Source organism: Sphingopyxis sp. MG (genome assembly GCF_002953155.1).
GTDB classification, from domain to species: Bacteria; Pseudomonadota; Alphaproteobacteria; order Sphingomonadales; family Sphingomonadaceae; genus Sphingopyxis; species Sphingopyxis granuli.
Genome location: NZ_CP026381.1, coordinates 862,029 through 880,682 on the forward strand (window position 1 = coordinate 862,029; position 18,654 = coordinate 880,682).

The window sequence follows — 18,654 nt, forward strand, 5'->3', positions numbered from 1 at the left end:
AAAGGCGCGGCTGAAGGCGCCGCGCTTTATCCCCGCAGATAGGCTTGCCAGATCGCCTTGCCGACGCGGTCGTAGCGGTTCATCGCCTCGATCAGGCGCGACAGGCCGTCGGCCGGGCCGAACGCGTCGGGAAGCAGCGGATCGCGCATGATGGCGCGGATCGCCTGCCGTCCGAGCAGCAGCGTCTCCGCCGCCGCGGCGTGTAGCGGCATGGCGTCGATGCGCGCGCCGCTGCGGTCGAGCGCCCCGGCCAGTTCCAGATAGGCCGCGCGCCGGGCGTCGGCGGGCCACAGCGTCGGGAAGCGTTCCGCGCGCCCCGCGTCGAGCCCCGCCGCCTCGACGACGCACAGCGATGCGGCCGCGTCGAGCGTCGCCAGCCTTTGCCGCGCCCCCTCGGCGCCGCCTTCCAGATTGTCGGGGCGCGCCCAGACGTTCGTTTCGGCCTCGGCAAAGCCTTCGAGGTCCAGCGCGCGCAGCGTGCGGCGCCACGCCGTCCGGTCGGCGCGTTCCAGCGGCCCCGCGATCGCCAGCAGCCAGCCGCCGCCCCACGCCCGCCGCAGGTCGAGCCGCGTCCGCCAGCCCAGGATGAGCTGCTGGAGCGGTGCGCCGCCCGAACCGATCGTGTAACGGCCCCGCGCGATCGCGCGCACCCGGTCCTCGGTCTTGAGGCGCGTCAGCGCGGTGCGGATTCCCGGGGCCTCGATGCCGAAGGCGGCACCCGCCCGCACCAGTTCGCCGACCGAGAAGGCCGGCGGCTCGCCGGTGTCGAGCAGGTCGAGGATCAGCATCCGTGCGCTCATCGTGCCGCCGCCAGCGATTATTATGTTGCGTTCTGCGTCCATATCCGACTTATTGTGCAATAAATAATGGAGGAGAGGAAGATGCTGCCCCTCGAAGGCATCACGGTAATCGATCTGACCAGCGTTGTCGCGGGACCGCTCGCGACGCAGATCATGGCGCAGCAGGGTGCGCGCGTGTGGAAGATCGAACCGCCCGAGGGCGACCGGGCGCGCCTGCTGGGCGCGATCGCGGCGCCGGGGTTCAGTTCGGCGCACGTCGCGCTCAACGCAGGAAAACAATCGATCGCGCTCGACCTTGCCCGCACCGAGGGCCGCGCTCTGCTCTGCCGCCTCGTTCCGCATGCCGACCTGCTGATACACAATTTCCGGCCGGGGGTGATGGAACGGCTGGGGCTGGGCATCGCGGCACTGCACGCGCTCCGCCCCGATCTGGTGATCGCGCGGATCAGCGGTTTCGGGCAAGATGGGCCGATGTGCGGCACCCGCGCCTATGACCCGATCATCCAGGCCGAATCGGGGATGGTGAGCTGGGACGACAGCGGCGAGCCGACGCTGGCGCCGCAGTGGATCTGCGACAAGACGGCGGGTCTCTATGCCGCGCAAGCTGCGACCGCGGCGCTCGTCGCGCGCGGGCGCAGCGGCGAGGGGACGGTGGTCGATATCTCGATGCTCGAAGCGGCGGTCGCTTATGGCTGGATCGACCTGCACGGGGCCGAAGTCTTTCCCGACGCGCCGTCGCGGATGCCGAACATCGCCGCGGTCTATCGTCCCTGGGCGACGGCGGACGGATGGATCGTCGTCGTCATGCTGTCGCAATCGGAGTTCGAAGGCTGGGCGCGGGCGATCGGCGCACCCGAGCTGCTGTCCGATCCGCGCTATGCCGACATGGCGACGCGTTTCCTCAACTGGGACGATCTGCGCGCCTTTTCGGCCCCGCGCGTCGCGGCGATGACGACGGCCGAGGCGGTCGAGCGGTTGGCCGAGGCGGGGGTGCCGTGCGGCGTCGCCAACCGCTCGGCGGCGCTGCCGGGGCATGCGCAGCTCGCCCACGACGATTTCGTCGCGCTGACCGACCATCCGCAGGCGGGACCGGTGCGCCGCGCCCGCGCGGTCGCACGCTTCGACGGCGCGCGGGCGGCGACCGATGCCCATGCGCCGCGGGTCGGCGAACATGGCCGCGCCATCCTCGCCGCCGCCGGCCTCGACGCCGCTGAAATCGCCGCTGCGCTCGCCATGGGCGCGGTCCATGTTCCCCGGGAGATTTGACCATGCGTTTCGAAACCCTGTCCTATGCGACCGACAACCGGGTCGCGACGATCACGCTCGACCGGCCCGAATATTTCAACGCGATCGCGCACGGCATGCCGCGCGAGATCCGCGCCGCGGTCGAGAAGGCGGAGGCCGACCCCGACGTCCATGTCATCGTCGTGCGCGGCGCGGGGCCGGGCTTTTGCGGCGGCTATGACCTCAAGCATTATGCCGAGCGCAAGGGAGAGATCAGCGGGTCGCAGGACATGCCGTGGGACCCGACGCTCGATTTCCAGATGATGTGGCGCAACACGCAGGATTTCATGGCGCTGTGGCGCGCGACCAAGCCGACGATCGCGCGCGTCCACGGCGCCGCGGTCGCGGGCGGATCGGACATCGCGCTGTGCTGCGACTTCCTGATCATGGCGGAGGATGCGCGCATCGGCTATCCGCCCGCGCGCGTCTGGGGCGTGCCGACGCCCGCGATGTGGGTCTACCGGCTGGGGCCGCAGATGGCGAAGCGGATGATGATGACCGGCGACCTGATCGACGGGCGCGAGGCGGCGCGCATCGGTCTGGCGCTGGAGGCGGTGCCCGAGGCGGAGCTCGACGATGCGGTCGAGCGGCTGGCGGGGCGGCTGCGCGGCGTGCCCCGCAACCAGTTGATGATGACGAAGACCGTCGTCAATCAAGCCTATGACAATATGGGCCTCAATAACACGCAGATGTTCGCGACGCTGTTCGACGGCGTTTCGCGCCATTCGCCAGAGGGTATATGGTTCCGCGAGCGCGCGCAGGAGGTCGGCTTCAAGCAGGCGGTGGCCGAGCGCGACAGCGGCGATCCGATCGCGAGCCAGGTGTCGAAGCGCCTGCCGGTCGAAGATTGAGGAGACAGACGATGACCGCCATCCGCCCGATCGACCGGCTCGACACGCACGAGGTGTTCAACCAGCCGCCGCCGCTCGAAAACACGAACCTGTTCACCGGCGATCGGGCGCTGGTCGATGCGGTGACGCAGGCGGGGGCGGCGGGCCATGCCGACCAGCTGGCGGCGCTGGGGCAGCGCTGCGGCTCGGCCGAGGTGATCGAATGGGGCGTCGAGGCGAACCGGCAGGTGCCGGTGCTCGAAACGTTCGACCGCTATGGCCACCGCGTCGATGAAGTGCGTTTCCATCCCGCCTATCACGAACTGATGCGGCTGGGGCTCGACAGCGGCTTCGCGTCGGCCGCGTGGGACGGCAGCGCGCACGGACATGCGCTGCATTCGGCGATCCTCTTCCTGACCGGGCAGGCCGATTCGGGGACGAGCTGTCCAATGACGATGACCTATGCCGCGGTGCCTGCGCTGCGTGCCGAGCCGGCGGTCGCCGATATGTGGGTGCCGCGCATCGCCGCCGGCCGCTATGACCCGGCGGTTCGCCCCACCGCCGAAAAGGCGGGGGTGACGATTGGCATGGCGATGACCGAGAAGCAGGGCGGCAGCGACGTGCGCGCCAACACGACGCGCGCCGAGCCGACGGGCGAGGAGGGCTGGTACAGCCTCACGGGGCACAAATGGTTCTGTTCGGCGCCGATGTGCGATGCCTTCCTGACGCTTGCCTATGCCGGGGGCGGGCTGACCTGCTTCCTCGTGCCGCGCTGGCTGCCCGACGGGACGCGCAACGCGGGCTTTCGTGTCATGCGGCTCAAAGACAAGATGGGCGACCGGTCGAACGCCTCATCGGAGATCGAATATCATGGCGCGCTGGCGCAGCGGCTGGGGCCCGAAGGGCGCGGTGTGGCGACGATCATCCAGATGGTTCAGCACACGCGGCTCGACTGCGTCGTCGGATCGGCGCAGCAGATGCGCGGCGCGCTCGCGCAGGCCTTGTGGCACACCGCGAACCGCTCAGCCTTCCAGCGCCGCCTGATCGACCAGCCGGCGATGGCGGCGGTGCTCGCCGACCTCGCGGTCGAAAGCGAGGCGGCGACCGCGCTCGGCTTCCGGCTGGCGCAGGCTTTCGATGCGGACGATCCCCTCGCGCGGCTGCTGACCCCCGTCGCCAAATATTGGGTGTGCAAGCGCGCGCCCGGCCTCGTCTATGAAGCGATGGAGGCGCATGGCGGCGCCGGCTATATCGAGGCGGGGCCGATGCCGCGCCTGTTCCGCCAGTCGCCGCTCAACGCGATCTGGGAAGGGTCGGGCAACGTCATCGCGCTCGACCTGCTGCGCGCCATCGCGCGCGAACCCGACGGGGTCGAGGCATTGCACGCCTTTCTGGCGGCGCAGCGCGGGCACGACGGCGCCTATGATCGCTGGATCGACGCGATCGACCTGCGCGCCGCGCACGAAGGCACCGCGCGGCTGCTGATCGAGCGGCTCGCGCTCGCGGCGCAGGCGGCGGTGCTGATCGGCCAGGGCAACCCGCTCGCGGAGGCTTTCTGCCGCCTGCGGCTGATCCCGCGTGGCAGCGCCTATGGCGCCTTCGATGCCGCGATCGACACGCGTATGATCGTCGACCGCGCGATGCCCGCGACATGACGGTCCGCGTCACGAACGACGGTGCGGTGCGCACCGTCACCATCGACCGGCCCGCGTGCCGCAACGCGGTCGACCCGGCGACCGCCGACGCGTTGCGCGCCGCATTCGCCGATTTCGAGGCCGACGACGACAGCGCGGTCGCGGTGCTGACCGGGGCGGGCGGCCATTTCTGCGCCGGTTTCGACCTGAAGGCGGTGGGGCAGGGCGAACGCCGCTACGAGCCCGAGGGCGACGGGCCGATGGGGCCGACGCGGATGCTGCTGTCGAAGCCGGTGATTGCCGCGGTCGAGGGCTATGCGGTCGCGGGCGGGCTCGAACTCGCGCTGTGGTGCGATCTGCGCGTCGCCGCCGAAAGCGCGACCTTCGGCGTCTTCTGCCGCCGCTGGGGCGTGCCGCTGATCGACGGCGGCACGGTGCGCCTGCCGCGCGTCGTCGGTCAGGGGCGGGCGCTCGACATGATCCTGACCGGGCGGCCGGTCGCGGCGGACGAGGCATTGGCGATGGGACTGGCCAGCCGCGTCGTGCCGGACGGTGCCGCGCTGTCGGCCGCGCAGGCGCTGGCGGCGGAGATCGCGCGCTTTCCGGCGCTGTGCATGCGCACCGACCGGGCGTCGGCCTATCGCCAATGGGATTTCGACCTGGCCGAGGCGCTGCGGTTTGAGGGACGCGAGGGCGAAAAACCGCTGCGCGCCGAGGCGAAGGCCGGCGCGGGCCGCTTCGCCGATGGTGCCGGGCGCGGCGGCCGGTTCGAGTAGCCCCGGACGCGTCTTTCCCGTTTCCGCCGTCCCTGTGCTATGGAGCACAGCGGCGACGGGCCGGAATCCCGCATATGGCTCCGTCGAAAGCCGCGAAATGGGGAGAGGAAGATGACAGCGAATGATGGCAAGCCGGCGCTCGTCGCGCGCGTGAAGGGCATTCTTCTGCGTCCGGCGGAGGAATGGGCGAAGATCGATACGGAGGCGGACACGATCGGCGACATCTATCGCCGCCACGTCCTGCCGCTCGCGGCGATTCCCGCCGCCTCCCACTTCATCGGGTCGACCGTCTTCGGCTATTCGGCGATGGGCTTCACCTTTCGGCCGTCGGTCGGCGCGGCGCTCGGCACCGCGCTCGTCCAATATGGCGCGGCGCTGGTCGGCGTGTTCGTGCTGGCGCTGATCATCGACGCCCTCGCGCCGACCTTCGACGCGACGCCCAATCGCGTGCAGGCGTTCAAGGTCTCCGCCTATTCGGCAACCGCGAGTTGGGTGGCCGGAATCTTCGGCCTCGTCCCGGCGCTCGCCGTGCTGATGCTGCTCGGCCTCTACAGCCTGTATCTGCTCTACCTCGGGCTGCCAAAGCTGATGCGGGCGCCGGAAGCGAAGGCGCTGGGCTATACCGCCGTCGTCATCATCGCCGCGATCGTGGTCGCGCTGCTGCTCAGCCTCATCATGGCGCCGGTTTCCGGCCTGTTCAGCGGACGGCTGTAGGGGGTCTCGCACGGGGACTGTTGCTTTTCGGCCACTATCGGACGGAAAAGCCAAGGTTTTTCTTTCTCCGCGTTGACGGTGTCCGGCGGCGCGCTAGGGCCACTGGCACCCCCGGAGCATCCCCTCCTCAGGCCCCTGTGGGCTGCGCTTCGCGGGTCGGAGAGAGAATCATGACCTTGCGCAACATGCTGCTGGGCGCCACGATGCTGTGCGCCGCCGCGACCCCCGCCATCGCCGCTGCCCAGAACACGGGTGCCGGCGATAATGATTACGGCAACGAGATCATCGTCACCGCGAGCAAGCGGTCGCAGACGCTGCAGGATACGCCGATCGCCGTGTCGGTGGCCTCGGCGGCCGACATCGAAAATTCGCAGATCCGCGACCTCATCGACCTGCAATCGGCGGTGCCCAGCCTGCGCGTGGCGCAGCTTCAGTCGAGCGCCAATACCAATTTCATCATCCGCGGTTTCGGCAACGGCGCCAACAACCCCGGCATCGAGCCGTCGGTCGGCGTCTTCATCGACGGTGTCTATCGCTCGCGTTCGGCGGCGCAGATCGGCGACCTGCCCAATCTCGAGCGCGTCGAAGTGCTGCGCGGCCCGCAATCGACGCTGTTCGGCAAGAACGCCTCGGCGGGCGTCATCAGCATCGTCACGCAAAAGCCGCAATATGATTTCGGCGGCTCGATCGAGGCGACCTACGGCAATTACGACGCGATCACGGTGAAGGGCAATGTCACCGGCCCGATCGGTGAAAATGTCGCTTTCTCGCTCGGCGGCAATTTCAACCGCCGCGACGGCTATGCGCAGGATCTGCGGCTGGGCAAGGACGTCAACGACCGCAACCGCTGGGGCGTGCGCGGGCAGCTGCTGTTCGAGCCCACCGACGCGCTGTCGATCCGCCTGATCGGCGATTACGACAAGATCGACGAGAATTGCTGCATCGCGGCGAACGTCATCGCCGGGCCGACGGTCGCGATCACCGACCTGCTGGCGGGCGGGACGAGCGTCGATGCCGCCAATCCCTTTTCCTACCGCGTCTACAACAATTTCCTGTCGTCGAACGAGATCGAGAATTACGGCGGATCGGCGCAGATCGACTATGATCTCGGTGCGCTCGCGCTGACCTCGATCACCGCCTATCGCGAGGTGCGCGCCGACACCAATCAGGATTCGGATTTCTCGGGCGCCGACCTGATCGGGCAGAAATCGGACGATACCGCGATCAACACTTTCACCCAGGAACTGCGGCTGACGTCGGACTTCGACGGGCCGGTCAACTTTCTGATCGGCGGCTATTATTTCCACGAGAAGATTCGGCAGCACAGTCAGATCTATTTCGGCGACGACTTCCGTCCCTATGGCAACGCGCTGATCCAGGCGGCCAGCGGCGGGCTGCTGGACGTTCCGACGCTCGAGGCCGCGCTGGGTGCGCCGAACGATTCCTTCTTCCACGCCGGCGACGGCATGGATGAACGTTACCGGATGAAGAACACCGCCTGGTCGATCTTCGGCACGCTCGATTTCGGGATCAGCGACCGGCTGACGCTGACGCTCGGCGGCAACTATACGAAGGACAAGAAGCGCTTCACGACCGACGTCACCAGCACCGACGTCTTTTCGGGGATCGACCTCGACGCGGCCGCCTATACGCCGTTCCGTGAATTCGTGCTTGTCAGCAGTGGGGTGGATCCGGCGACCGCCGCTTTCCTCGCGGCGAATCCGACGCTGATCCTGCCCGATGGCAGTAGCGCGAACCCCCTCGCCGGCCTCAAGGATTTTCAGTTCCTGCCGCCTTTCCTCGACGTTCCGAACAGCGTCGAGCCGGGCCGGGTCAGCGATGGCGATTTTTCGTGGAGCGCGCGTCTGTCCTATGAACTGACCGACACGGTCAACGTCTATGCGACCTATGCGACCGGCTTCAAGGCCGCCTCGGTCAACCTGTCGCGCGACAGCCGCCCGCTGGCGGCGGACCTGCCCGCGATCGTCGCGGGCGGCCTCGCGACGCCGAACCTGGTGGCGGGCACGCGCTTCGCGGCGCCCGAGGAATCGGAAGTCTATGAGGCGGGACTGAAGGCCAACTGGTCGGTCGCGGCGCTGAACCTCGCGGTGTTCAAGCAGTCGATCAAGGGGTTCCAGTCGAACGTCTTCACCGGCACCGGCTTCGCGCTCGCCAACGCCGGCAAGCAGTCGACCTTCGGGATCGAGTTCGACGGATCGGTGCGGCCGGTCCGCGGGCTCAACCTGAACCTCGCCGTCACCTATCTCGACGCCAAATACGACAGCTTCGTCGCTTCGGCGTTCGGCGACCTGTCGGGCATGAAGCCCGCGGGCATCCCCGACCTGTCGGTTTCGATGGGCGGCACCTACACCCACGAATTCGCGGGCGGGACGCGGGCGATCGCGCATGTCGACTATCAGTATGAAAGCCCGACGCAGATCGTCGACGGCCTCGCCGCCCTGCCGGCGAGCGTCGCGCAGAATCTGAAGCGCGAGGTCAACCAGCTCAACGCGTCCTTCACCGTCGCGCTGACCAACGGCCTCGAACTCGGCGTGTGGGCCCGCAATCTGACCAATGCGCGCTATCTGACGACGATCTTCAACGCCGTCGCGCAGTCGGGCAGCGTCTCGGGCTATCCCAGCCAGCCGCGGACCTACGGTGTGACCGCGCGCTTCAAATTCTGATCGGAAGGCGGGCGTCCGCGCCCGTCCTTCGACGATGGACAAAAGAAACCCCGGCCTCTCGTTCGAGAGGCCAGGGCTTTTTTTGCCTATTTGGGCTGGTTAGAACCGCACGCCCGCCGCGATGCCGTAGCGCCGCGGTTCGAGGGTGAAGATGTTGGTGTAGTTACCCGACGACTGGTCGGTGATGTAGAGACCGGTGACGCTATTCACGTCGAAGACGTTCTGGATGAACCCCTTCACGAACCATTTGTCCTCGGCTCCGTTCAGCTGAAGCTGCGCGTTGACCTGGGCATAGCCTTTGATCTTGTTGACGTTGCCGTTGAAGATGCTGCCATAGCTGTCGCCGGTGTAGGCGAGGTCGAAGCGCGGGACGAGCGTCATGTCGCTGTCGCCGAGGTGCGCGGTATATTGCACGCCAGCGCTGAACTTGTAGTTCGGCGCCTGCGGCAGCTTGTTGCCCTTCAGGTTCACATTGACGCCGGCCGAATGATATTCGATCCCGCCGAACGCCGCCGGGTCGAGACCGGCCCCCGCGAAGGCGCCGCTGGCAGCGGCGCCGAGCACGCCGCAAATGCCGAACGCACCGGTCGAAGCGATGCCTCCGTCTGCCGGGAAGGTCGTCGTTCCCTGCAAGCCAGCGCCGGCGGCGAGGCCGGGGACGAGGCCGGCGTTGATGACGTTGTTCACCGTGTTGACGAAGGCGTTGACACCGGTGACGTTGCCCGAAGTCGACGAAACCGCGCAGTTCGCACCGTTGGTGATGTCCTTGATGATGACGGCATCGGCCCGGCCGCCGCCGAAATCGCGCGGGTTGCTGGTGAGCTTGTCTTCGGTCACCTTCGTATGCAGGTAGCTGAAGCCGAGGTTGATCAGCCAGTTCGGGTCGGGCCGCACCATGCCTTCGATTTCGAAGCCGTAGATGTCGGCGCTGACGTTGTCGTTGACCGCGGTACGGGCGACGATCTTGCTGAGCTGGAGATCCTTGTACTTGTAGTAGAAAGCGGTGGCGTTGAGCTGCAGTGCGCCGTTGCCGAAGCTGTTCTTCGACCCGATTTCGAACGCGTCGACCTGTTCGGGCTTGAACGATTCGGGCACCGCGAAGACCGGCTGCAGCGGCGGGTTGATGCCGCCCGATTTATAGCCCCGCGAATAGGAGGCATAGATCAGATTGTCCTCGGTGATCTTGAAGTCGATCACCGCGCGGCCAGTCAGCTTGTTATAGGAGACGCTGCGACTCTGATAGGCTTCGCATCCCGGTTTCGATCCGACCGCGCCCACCGGAGTAGCGGGGGTGCCATCCATGAAGGCCGTGCTGCCATCGGGCAACGTCTGGGTACAGGGCGTCGCGCTGTCGCCATCGAAAAGGGCGCCATAGGGTGTGTCGAACAGATCGCCGGCAAAGCTGTGGGGTGCGAAGATATTGCCGTTCGAACTGGCGAGCAGCGACCGTGCGCGGACGCTCTTCTTGTCGTTGTTGTAGCGCAGGCCGAGGGTCAGTTTCAGCCGATCGCTGAACTCGACATAGGCTTCCCCGAAAAGACCGTAGGATTTGATCTTCAAATCATCCGTGTTGTTGCGGAAGAAGGGCTGACCCAGCACCGACGGCGGCAATCCCGCCTTAAAGGACGAGAACGCTCCCAGCACACCCGCGAGATAATCGATCGGGAAGGCGTTCACATAATAGCTATTCTCGGTCAGGTGATAATCGGCATAGATGCCGCCGAGCAGGAAGTTGAACGGACCATCAAGGTCGCTAGACAGGATGGCTTCCCCCGACCAACTGCTGTTATACTGGTTCGATCGATCGAATTGCAGCGATTGGTCGCTGCAGATGCCGTTGCCGCCGAAGACGCCCCGTCCCGTATCGTCGGACTGCGAAGTGCAAAGAACGCCGTTTGGACCGTTCGGAATCAGGGCTGCGGCCACGGGCGCGAAATAGGCTGCAGAGCCAGGAACAAACGCCGGAGCAGGCGCCGGCAGGCCGGTCGGAATACCGTTGGCGGCAAAGAAAGCCAACGTGTTCAAGGCCCCCGCATAGAGTGAGCGGTCGCCGATATTGCTGTTGTAATCCTGCTGCGCCTCGAGCTTAACCTTCTGATACTGGCCGGACACCTGCAAGGCGACCGGGCCGAAATTATGTTCGATCTGGCCCTGGAGGATCAGTTCGCTAGTGAAATAGGACGGCGTGAAGGCCGTCTTTACCTCGCGCGGGTCGCTCGAAATCGACGTATTGCCATAGACGTTGGGGCCGTAAATGCTGCCAAGCGCGAAGGCGGCCGGAATGCCCTGCGTTGCCAGGAATTCCTTTGACGTCAGTGCGGCGGTGAAGGTCGCATTGCCGTTGAACGGCGACGCATCGAGCCGGTTGTTCAGACAGCCGAGGATGCCCGTCGGGTCATATTGACAAAGCTGCTTCTGGATGCGCGTGCGCTGGTCGCGTTCGTGGAAATACGACCCCATCAGGTCGATCGTGGTGTCGGACGACGGCTCCCAGCGCAGCGAGCCGCGGACCGAGTAGAGGTCGCGGTCGTCGATGCGGGTATTGAGGAAGGTGTTCTTGGTGTAGCCGTCGCGGTTGAGGTAGATGCCCGCGACGCGGATGCCCGCAGTGTCGCCAAGGGGGATGTTGACCATCGCCTTGCCCTTGATCGAGTCATAATTGCCATATTCGGCTTCGGCCGACGCCTGGAACACGCCGAGCTTCGGCTTGGCGGTGATCACGTTGACCACGCCCGAGGTCGCGTTGCGGCCGAACAGCGTGCCCTGCGGCCCGCGCAGCACTTCGACGCGTTCGAGGTCGAAGAATTCGGTTTCGAACAGGCGGGTCGAAAACAGCGGGTCGCCGTTCAGATGGATCGCGGTCGCGCTGTCGCAGGTCGTGCCGACGCACAGGTCGCCGATGCCGCGGATGGTGAAGCTTGCGCCGGTGAAGTTCGTCTTGGTGAAGGTGACGTTCGGCAGCGTGAGCTGAAGGTCCGACGGCGTCTTGATCTGCTGCGCCTCGAGCGCTTCCGACGAGAAGGCGCTGACCGCGATCGGCACGTCCTGCAGACGTTCGGACTGGCGCTGCGCGGTGACGACGATCTCGCCGCCGAACGCGTCGGTCGTGGAACCGCTCTGCGCATAGGCCGGTGTCGCCACCGTCATGGCCAGGATGGACGTTCCGATCAGTGCGTTGAACTTCATTTATATCCTCCCATTTTCGATCCCGCGGTTGCGGGTCGCCCAAATCTGATTTGTGGTTGGGGAAGGGACGCCGATCAGGCATGCGAACGGGCACCGGACCCGTCCGATCCGACGCCAGAGCAGTTGCTGCTCGCCAGCGATGCTGGTCATCGTCCTCTCCCACCGGCGTCGGGGAAAACGCCGGCCTCTCCGGATTACGGTCCGCTCAAGCGAACTCTGTAATGGTCCAAAGGTGCGCTTAGTTGACGAAAGCGTCAAGCCACTTGTGCGGGAGAAAAAATCGCGGGAAAGCGCGCTCCTCGGCTCCTTCCGAAAAGCCACGATTCCCCAACGTAAACTTGTCCCGGGGTGGGAATTTCTTCGCGCCATGGGCTTGCGCAAAGCCATTTGGGGGGCGACATGTGCGACATGATAGCAACAGTGAAAGAGGGGCGATGACCGAGGTGGAACTGGGGCCGGACGGCAAGATTCTCGTGCCCGGTCCCGTGCAGGACGCGATCCGCACGCTGATCGAATGGGCGGGCGACGACCCGTCGCGCGAGGGTTTGCTCGACACGCCGAAGCGCGTCGCGCGGGCGTGGAAGGAATATTGCCAGGGCTATGCCGAGGACCCGGGCCTCCATCTGTCGCGCACTTTCGAAGAGGTCGGCGGCTATGATGAGATCGTTCTGCTGCGCGACATTCCGTTCCAGTCGCACTGCGAGCATCATATGGCGCCGATCACCGGCAAGGCGTCGATCGCCTATCTGCCGAAGGATCGCGTCGTCGGCATCTCGAAACTGGCGCGCGTCCTGAACGGCTATGCCCGCCGGCTCCAGGTGCAGGAGCGGCTGACGGCCGAGGTCGCGCGGTGCATCTGGGACCATCTCCAGCCGCACGGCGTCGCGGTGGTCATCGATGCCCAGCACGGCTGCATGACCGGCCGCGGCGTGCGCACGCCGGGCGTCGGCATGGTGACGAGCCGCCTGCTCGGCTGCTTCCTCGACGACGAACGCAGCCGCAAGGAAGTACTGAGCCTGATGGGGTATTGATCGAAACCTCGCCCCAGCTTTCGTCGGGGCGACGGCAGGGGATAGGGCAGCGATATGGAAGCCCTGGCGAGACGATGACAAAAAGGCTCCGAAACCATGCGGTTTCGGAGCCTTTTTGCCTCTTGCGAGAGGAAGAGAGGCTTAGGCCTCTTCGCCCTCGTCGGCCGCAGGCGCGTCTTCCGCAACCGCTTCCGACGGCGGGGTCGCGTCCTCGAACTCGTCCTCGCTGTCGGGTTCCAGCGCCGCGGCGACCGCTTCGGCATGTTCTTCCTCGAACATGGCCGCGATCACGTCGATGCCCTGGCTCTGCATTTCGGCCTCGTCGGGCGAGCGGGCGACGTTGACGCCGACGGTGACGCTCACCTCGGGATGCAGCCGGACCTTGACGTCGAACAGTCCGAGCGACTTGATCGGGCGTTCGAGCTCGACCATCGCCTTGGTGATGTTGGTCACGCCGTCCTCGACCAGCGCGTCGACGATGTCGCGCACCGACACCGAGCCGTAGAGCTGGCCGGTGTTCGACGCCTGGCGGATCAGCACGACCTGCTTGCCGTCGACGTCCTTGGCGCGGCCTTCGGCGGCGCTGCGGCGTTCGGCGTTGTCGGCCTCGATCTTCGAGCGGTTCGCTTCGAACAGCTTGCGGTTGGCGTCGTTCGCGCGCAGCGCCTTGTGGTTGGGCAGCAGATAGTTGCGCGCAAAGCCGTTCTTGACGGTGACGACGTCGCCGATACCGCCCAGTTTCTCGATACGTTCGAGCAGGATGATTTCCATCGGTCCGCCCTCCTTACTTCACGATGTAGGGAAGCAGGCCGATGTGGCGGGCGCGCTTGATCGCACGGGCCAGCTCACGCTGCTTCTTGGTGGACACCGCGGTGATCCGCGACGGGACGATCTTGCCGCGCTCCGACAGGTAACCCTGGAGCAGGCGGACGTCCTTGTAATCGATGACCGGTGCGTCCTTCTGGCTGAAGGGGCAGGTCTTGCGGCGACGGAAAAAGGGTCGTGCCATGATGCTTCTCCTTATTCTTCGCCGTCGCGGTCACGGCCACGGCCGCCGCGGCGTTCCTGCTTGCGCATCATCACCGACGGACCCTTTTCGAGCTCGTCGACGCGGATCGTCATCCAGCGGATGATATCTTCGTTGATCGCCGCCTGACGCTCGATCTCGGCGACGGCTTCGCCCGGCGCTTCGACCGACACCATCGCATAGTGACCTTTGCGGTTCTTCGCGATCTTGTAGGCGAGCTGCTTCAGGCCCCAGGTTTCGGTCTTGTGGATCGTGCCCTTGTGGTCGGTGACGATCGTGGCGACATTTTCCGCCAGCGCATCGACCTGAGCCTGGCTCAGGTCCTGACGCGCGATGAATACATGCTCGTAGAACGGCATGGTTGCGCTTCCTTCATTTGGCCGATCGCTGATTTCGCGCCGATCGCGAAACCCCTCCGGCTGTCGTCCGGCTTTGCCTGTTCGTGCAAAGCAAACGGGGCGACAGGCACAAGGCCTCGCCCCGAATGCGGGCGCCTATACAGATTTCGGCGGGATAAGCAAGGGATCGCATTGTCCGGTAGCGCATCGGTTCGAATGTCCCCCCGCCCCGCTTCTTGCAGGGATCATGCGTTCCGGGGGCACGCGCCAGTCGTGGCGGGCATGCGGAGCGTCTTAATGGATCAGGCGTCGGGTTCTTGCGAGCGAGAGGAAAATGCAAGGACCAATGCCGTAATGACGCCGATGATTATCGCGATCCATGCACCCGTCATAGCCACATCTGCTGCTTTGCCGCCCTGTATACAAGGTTGACATAAAGGCTGCAGCGCCAAAATTCAAGCCGAGGTCGGCCTTTGTCCCTTGCCCATTTGCGCGGAGGTCAGGTCAACTTCGCAAGTATTTCGTACCCGAATTCGGTCAGCGTGTCGTCGCGCGCGCCGAGGATCAGGATGCGGTCGCCGGGCTTCGCAGCGTCGAGCATCGCCGCGCCGCATGCCGCGCGCGTCGTCAGGTGGACCGCGTCGCCGCCGCCGGCGACGATGTCGGCGACCAGCGCCTCGCTGCCGATGCTGCGGTCGACGGTGCCGCCGAAATAGACCGGATCGCAGACGAACAGCCGGTCGCCGTCGCGCATCCCGCCCGCAAAGCTCGCCGCCAGCTCCTGGCCCATCTGGCGGAGCGGACCATAGCCGTGCGGCTGGAAGAAGAGCAGCGCGCGGCCCGGCAATTCGGCGACCGCCGCCAGCGTCGCGGCCACCTTGTCCGGATTGTGCGCGAAATCGTCGATGACGGTGACGCCGCCCGCCTGGCCGAGCACCTCGTAGCGGCGCGCGAGGCCCGCGAAATCGGCCAGCGCTGCGACCGACTGCGCCACCGGGATATTGAGCGCGCGCGCCGCCGCGATCGCGGCGAGGGCGTTGGCGGCATTGTGGCGTCCCGGCATCAACAGGCGTGCGGCGTGGCTGTCGCCCGCGAAATGCACGGTGAAGCGGCATCCGTCGGGCAGCGGCTCGAAATCGCTGCCGCGCACCGCCGCAGCGTCGGAAAAGCCGAAGCGCAGGACGTTGCCGCCGGCGAGCAGCGGCGCCGATTCGGCGTCGTCGGCGTTGATCACCGCGACGCGCGCCTTCGCGGCGAAATCGCCGAAGAGTTGATGCAACTCGTCGAGGCTCTTGTGGTCGAGGCTGATATTGGTGACGACCGCGACGTCGGGGCGATAGAGCGCGATCGACCCGTCGCTTTCGTCGACCTCGCTGACATAGGTCGCCGGATCGCCGACCAGCGCGCTGGCGAAGGGGGTGTCGGCGCCGGCGAAATTGCGCATCACCGCGCCGTTCATCACGGTCGGCCTGCGCCCGGCGCTCTCCAGGATCCAGCCGATCATCCCGGTGACGGTCGATTTTCCGCTCGTTCCGCCGACGCCGACCGCCGTGTCGGCGGCGTTGAACAGCGCGGCGTTGAGGTCGGCGCGCGTCAGCCGCGGCAGGCCGAGCGCGCGCGCCGCCGCGACGTCGGGCACGCTGTCCTCGACCGCGGCGGAGGCGACGAGCGTCTGGCCCGCCGCGACGCCGCTGCCGTCCTGCGGGAACAGCGCGACGCCGCGGCCGGCGATCCACTCGAACTTGTCGGGCGTGCGCCCCTGGTCGCGGCTGCGGTCCGACCCCGAAACCGCGGCCCCGCGCGCCGCGACGATCATCGCCAGCGGCAGCATTCCCGATCCGCCGATGCCGCAGAAGAAATAGGATTTGTTTTCGGCCATGCCCGCGCGTTATGGCCTTGGCGACGGGTTTGCAACCGGCACTCAGCGCGAAATCCGTTCGTGTCGAGCGAAGTCGAGACACCCATCGGGACAGCGCAGAGCCGAGGGGCATCTCGACTTCGCTCGATGCGAACGGATTTGGGAGGTGCTTCTAGTCATGCGCATCGGAATCGTCGCCCCCTCGACCCCCATCTTGCCCGACGATGCAGAGGCGGTGCGCGCGATCGCGGCGCTCGGCTATCCCGAAGTCGAGCTGGTCTTCGACCCGCAATGCTTCGTCAGCCACGGCCATTTCGCGGGCGCCGACGCGGTGCGGCGCGAGGCGCTGGTCGCGATGGCGAACCGTCCCGATATCGACGCGGTCTGGTTTGCGCGCGGCGGCTACGGCGCATGCCGGATCGCCGAAGACGCCGTCGCCGCGATGGGGGAGGGCGCGCGGCACAAGGCGTTCCTCGGCTATTCGGATCAGGGCAATCTGCTCGCCTGCCTCTATCGCGAGGGGTTCGACCATGTCGCGCACGGCCCGATGGTCGCCGATGTCCGCCGCGCGGACGGCGAGGCGGCGGTGGCGCGTGCGCTCGACTGGCTGGTCGCGCGCGATCCCGCCGCATGCGAGCCGGGGCTGACGCATGGCGCGCGCCATGCCGCCTTCAACCTGATGACGCTGTCGATGCTGCTCGGAACCCCGCTCGAACCCGATCTTTCTGGCCATGTGCTGCTCGTCGAGGAGGTGAGCGAATATCTCTATGCCTTCGACCGCGCCTTCTTCCATGTCGCAAGCTGCCTGGCGCCGCGCGGGCTGGCGGGGCTGCGCCTCGGCCGCGTCAGCGACGTGCCCCTGAACGACCGGCCGTTCGGGATGGAGGCGGAGGCAATCGCGCGGGACTGGTGCGCGCGCACCGGCATCGCCTGGCTCGGCCGCGCCGACATCGGGCACGACGCGGCGAACAAGGTCGTCCCCTTCGGCTTGCATCGCGCCGGGTGAGGCAATAGTCGCGGGTGCGACAAATCACACCAAGGGGACGCCAGATGCGCGCATTCATCTTTCCGGGTCAGGGCAGCCAGTCGGTCGGCATGGGCAGGGCGCTCGCCGATGCGTCGGGCCATGCGCGCGAGCTGTTCCAGGAAGTCGACGAGGCGCTGGGCCAGCATCTGTTCAAGCTGATGAGCGAAGGGCCGGAGGACGAACTGACGTTGACCGAGAACGCGCAGCCGGCGATCATGGCGAACGCGATCGCGACGCTGCGGGTGCTGGAAAAGGAAGGCGGCGTGACGCTGACGGCGATGGCGGACTATGTCGCGGGCCACAGCCTCGGCGAATATACGGCGCTGTGCGCGGCGGGGGCGTTCGACATCGCGACCGCGGCGCGGCTGCTCAAGACGCGCGGGCAGGCGATGCAGGCGGCGGTGCCGGTCGGCGTGGGCGCGATGGCGGCGCTGCTCGGCGCCGACATCGACACCGCGCAGAAACTCGCCGACGCGGCGGCCGAGGGCGAGGTCTGCACCGTCGCCAACGACAACGACCCGTCGCAGGTTGTGATCTCTGGCCACAAGGGCGCGGTCGAGCGCGCGGTCGCGCTGGTCAAGGAAGCCGGACAATCCTGGGGCATCAAACGCGGCGTGCTGCTGCCCGTCTCGGCCCCCTTCCACTGTCCGCTGATGCAGCCCGCGGCCGATGCGATGGCCGACGCGCTCGGCGCGAATCCGCCCGCCGCGCCGCTGGTCCCGGTGGTCGCCAACGTCACCGCGGCGCCGGTCAGCGACGCCGACACGATTCGCGACCTGCTTGTCAGCCAGGTGACGGGCCGCGTCCGCTGGCGCGAGAGCGTGCGCGCGATGGAAGATATCGGCGTCGACCGCTTCGTCGAAATCGGCGGCAAGGTGCTGTCGCCGATGGTCAAGCGCAGCGCCGGCGGCGAGGTCGAGACGGTGAGCGTGATGTCGATGGACGATATCGAGGCTTTGCTCAAAGCTCTTTGAAAGATTCGCGCAGAGGCGCAGAGATCGCAGAGACATGGTGTCCATCGATCAGATTTCGCATGATGTAATCGGCGTCGCGATGCGTCTGCATCGCGAAATCGGGCCGGGTTTGCTGGAAAGCGTCTATGAAAAGCTTCTGGCCGGGCGTCTTGGCGCGATGGGATATAAGGTTGATCGGCAATGGCCGATCAACATCATTTTCGATGGTATGGAGTTTACCGAAGTCGCGCGTGTCGATTTGCTGATCGATGAGCGATTAGTGGTCGAGATCAAGTCGACCGATGGCGCGCATCCCGTCCATTCAAAGCAGGTTCTCACTTATTTGAAGCTGCTCCATCTGCCTGTGGGACTGCTGATCAATTTCGGTCAGCCTACCTTGAAGGAAGGTATCCGCCGCCTCGTCAATGACCATAAGGACTCTGCGCACTCTGCGCCTCTGCGCGAAAATTACCATGGACCAGCGTCCGACGACCGGACTCAAACATAAGGAA

16 protein-coding genes are annotated in these 18,654 nt (G+C 66.3%); 10 read left to right on the forward strand and 6 right to left on the reverse strand.

The window, feature by feature from the left end; translation table 11 throughout:
- Positions 1-26: 26 nt before the first annotated feature.
- Positions 27-842: a hypothetical protein gene (locus C3E99_RS03980; RefSeq protein WP_234002592.1), complete on the reverse strand. Its 816-nt coding sequence runs from the start codon at positions 840-842 to the stop codon at positions 27-29.
- Positions 843-881: 39 nt separating this feature from the next.
- On the opposite strand from C3E99_RS03980, the gene C3E99_RS03985 reads away from it, so the two are divergent.
- The 6 genes from C3E99_RS03985 (at position 882) to C3E99_RS04010 (ending at position 8,722) form a co-directional block, all read left to right on the forward strand.
- Positions 882-2,066 (forward strand): CaiB/BaiF CoA transferase family protein, encoded by a 1,185-nt coding sequence (locus C3E99_RS03985; protein ID WP_158682096.1) that lies wholly within the window; start codon positions 882-884, stop codon positions 2,064-2,066.
- A gap of 2 nt (positions 2,067-2,068) precedes the next feature.
- On the forward strand, positions 2,069-2,935 hold the full coding sequence (locus C3E99_RS03990; protein WP_076074561.1) for a crotonase/enoyl-CoA hydratase family protein: 867 nt from the start codon (positions 2,069-2,071) through the stop codon (positions 2,933-2,935).
- An 11-nt stretch (positions 2,936-2,946) separates the two neighbouring features.
- Positions 2,947-4,569 carry an acyl-CoA dehydrogenase family protein gene (locus C3E99_RS03995; RefSeq protein WP_076074562.1) on the forward strand — a complete coding sequence of 541 codons (1,623 nt, stop codon included), beginning with the start codon at positions 2,947-2,949 and terminating at the stop codon, positions 4,567-4,569.
- Complete coding sequence (locus C3E99_RS04000) at positions 4,566-5,324, forward strand: crotonase/enoyl-CoA hydratase family protein (RefSeq protein ID WP_076074564.1); 759 nt, start codon at positions 4,566-4,568, stop codon at positions 5,322-5,324. Before C3E99_RS03995 ends, C3E99_RS04000 begins: the two co-directional genes overlap by 4 nt.
- Before the next feature lie 111 nt (positions 5,325-5,435).
- Positions 5,436-6,038, forward strand: a complete 603-nt coding sequence (locus tag C3E99_RS04005; RefSeq protein ID WP_076074565.1) for a Yip1 family protein — start codon at positions 5,436-5,438, stop codon at positions 6,036-6,038.
- A gap of 170 nt (positions 6,039-6,208) precedes the next feature.
- Positions 6,209-8,722, forward strand: coding sequence for a TonB-dependent receptor (locus C3E99_RS04010; RefSeq protein WP_076074567.1), 2,514 nt, complete (start codon positions 6,209-6,211; stop codon positions 8,720-8,722).
- A 99-nt stretch (positions 8,723-8,821) separates the two neighbouring features.
- Here the strand turns inward: C3E99_RS04010 and C3E99_RS04015 are convergent, their stop codons facing one another.
- A complete protein-coding gene (locus C3E99_RS04015) occupies positions 8,822-11,908 on the reverse strand; it encodes a TonB-dependent receptor (RefSeq protein WP_104959443.1) in 3,087 nt (1,028 codons plus the stop codon).
- A gap of 434 nt (positions 11,909-12,342) precedes the next feature.
- On the opposite strand from C3E99_RS04015, the gene folE reads away from it, so the two are divergent.
- On the forward strand, positions 12,343-12,939 hold the full coding sequence (gene folE, locus C3E99_RS04020) for a GTP cyclohydrolase I FolE (protein ID WP_067105618.1): 597 nt from the start codon (positions 12,343-12,345) through the stop codon (positions 12,937-12,939).
- Positions 12,940-13,080: 141 nt separating this feature from the next.
- On the opposite strand, the gene rplI is transcribed toward folE, so the two are convergent.
- The 4 genes from rplI to C3E99_RS04040 form a co-directional block, all read right to left on the reverse strand.
- Positions 13,081-13,710 carry a 50S ribosomal protein L9 gene (gene rplI / locus C3E99_RS04025; RefSeq protein WP_067105617.1) on the reverse strand — a complete coding sequence of 210 codons (630 nt, stop codon included), beginning with the start codon at positions 13,708-13,710 and terminating at the stop codon, positions 13,081-13,083.
- Between the two features lie 13 nt (positions 13,711-13,723).
- Positions 13,724-13,948, reverse strand: a complete 225-nt coding sequence (gene rpsR / locus C3E99_RS04030) for a 30S ribosomal protein S18 (protein WP_033073748.1) — start codon at positions 13,946-13,948, stop codon at positions 13,724-13,726.
- A gap of 11 nt (positions 13,949-13,959) precedes the next feature.
- Complete coding sequence (gene rpsF / locus C3E99_RS04035) at positions 13,960-14,325, reverse strand: 30S ribosomal protein S6 (protein ID WP_067105615.1); 366 nt, start codon at positions 14,323-14,325, stop codon at positions 13,960-13,962.
- 478 nt (positions 14,326-14,803) lie between these two features.
- A complete protein-coding gene (locus C3E99_RS04040; RefSeq protein ID WP_104959444.1) occupies positions 14,804-16,183 on the reverse strand; it encodes a Mur ligase family protein in 1,380 nt (459 codons plus the stop codon).
- Positions 16,184-16,340: 157 nt separating this feature from the next.
- Here C3E99_RS04040 and C3E99_RS04045 point away from each other — a divergent pair, with 157 nt between their 5' ends.
- The 3 genes from C3E99_RS04045 to C3E99_RS04055 are packed head-to-tail and all read left to right on the forward strand — an operon-like array spanning position 16,341 to position 18,650.
- Positions 16,341-17,168 carry an LD-carboxypeptidase gene (locus C3E99_RS04045; protein ID WP_076074572.1) on the forward strand — a complete coding sequence of 276 codons (828 nt, stop codon included), beginning with the start codon at positions 16,341-16,343 and terminating at the stop codon, positions 17,166-17,168.
- A 44-nt stretch (positions 17,169-17,212) separates the two neighbouring features.
- Positions 17,213-18,163, forward strand: a complete 951-nt coding sequence (gene fabD / locus C3E99_RS04050) for an ACP S-malonyltransferase (protein ID WP_104959445.1) — start codon at positions 17,213-17,215, stop codon at positions 18,161-18,163.
- Positions 18,164-18,197: 34 nt separating this feature from the next.
- Complete coding sequence (locus C3E99_RS04055; RefSeq protein ID WP_104959446.1) at positions 18,198-18,650, forward strand: GxxExxY protein; 453 nt, start codon at positions 18,198-18,200, stop codon at positions 18,648-18,650.
- The last annotated feature ends 4 nt before the right edge of the window (positions 18,651-18,654 follow it).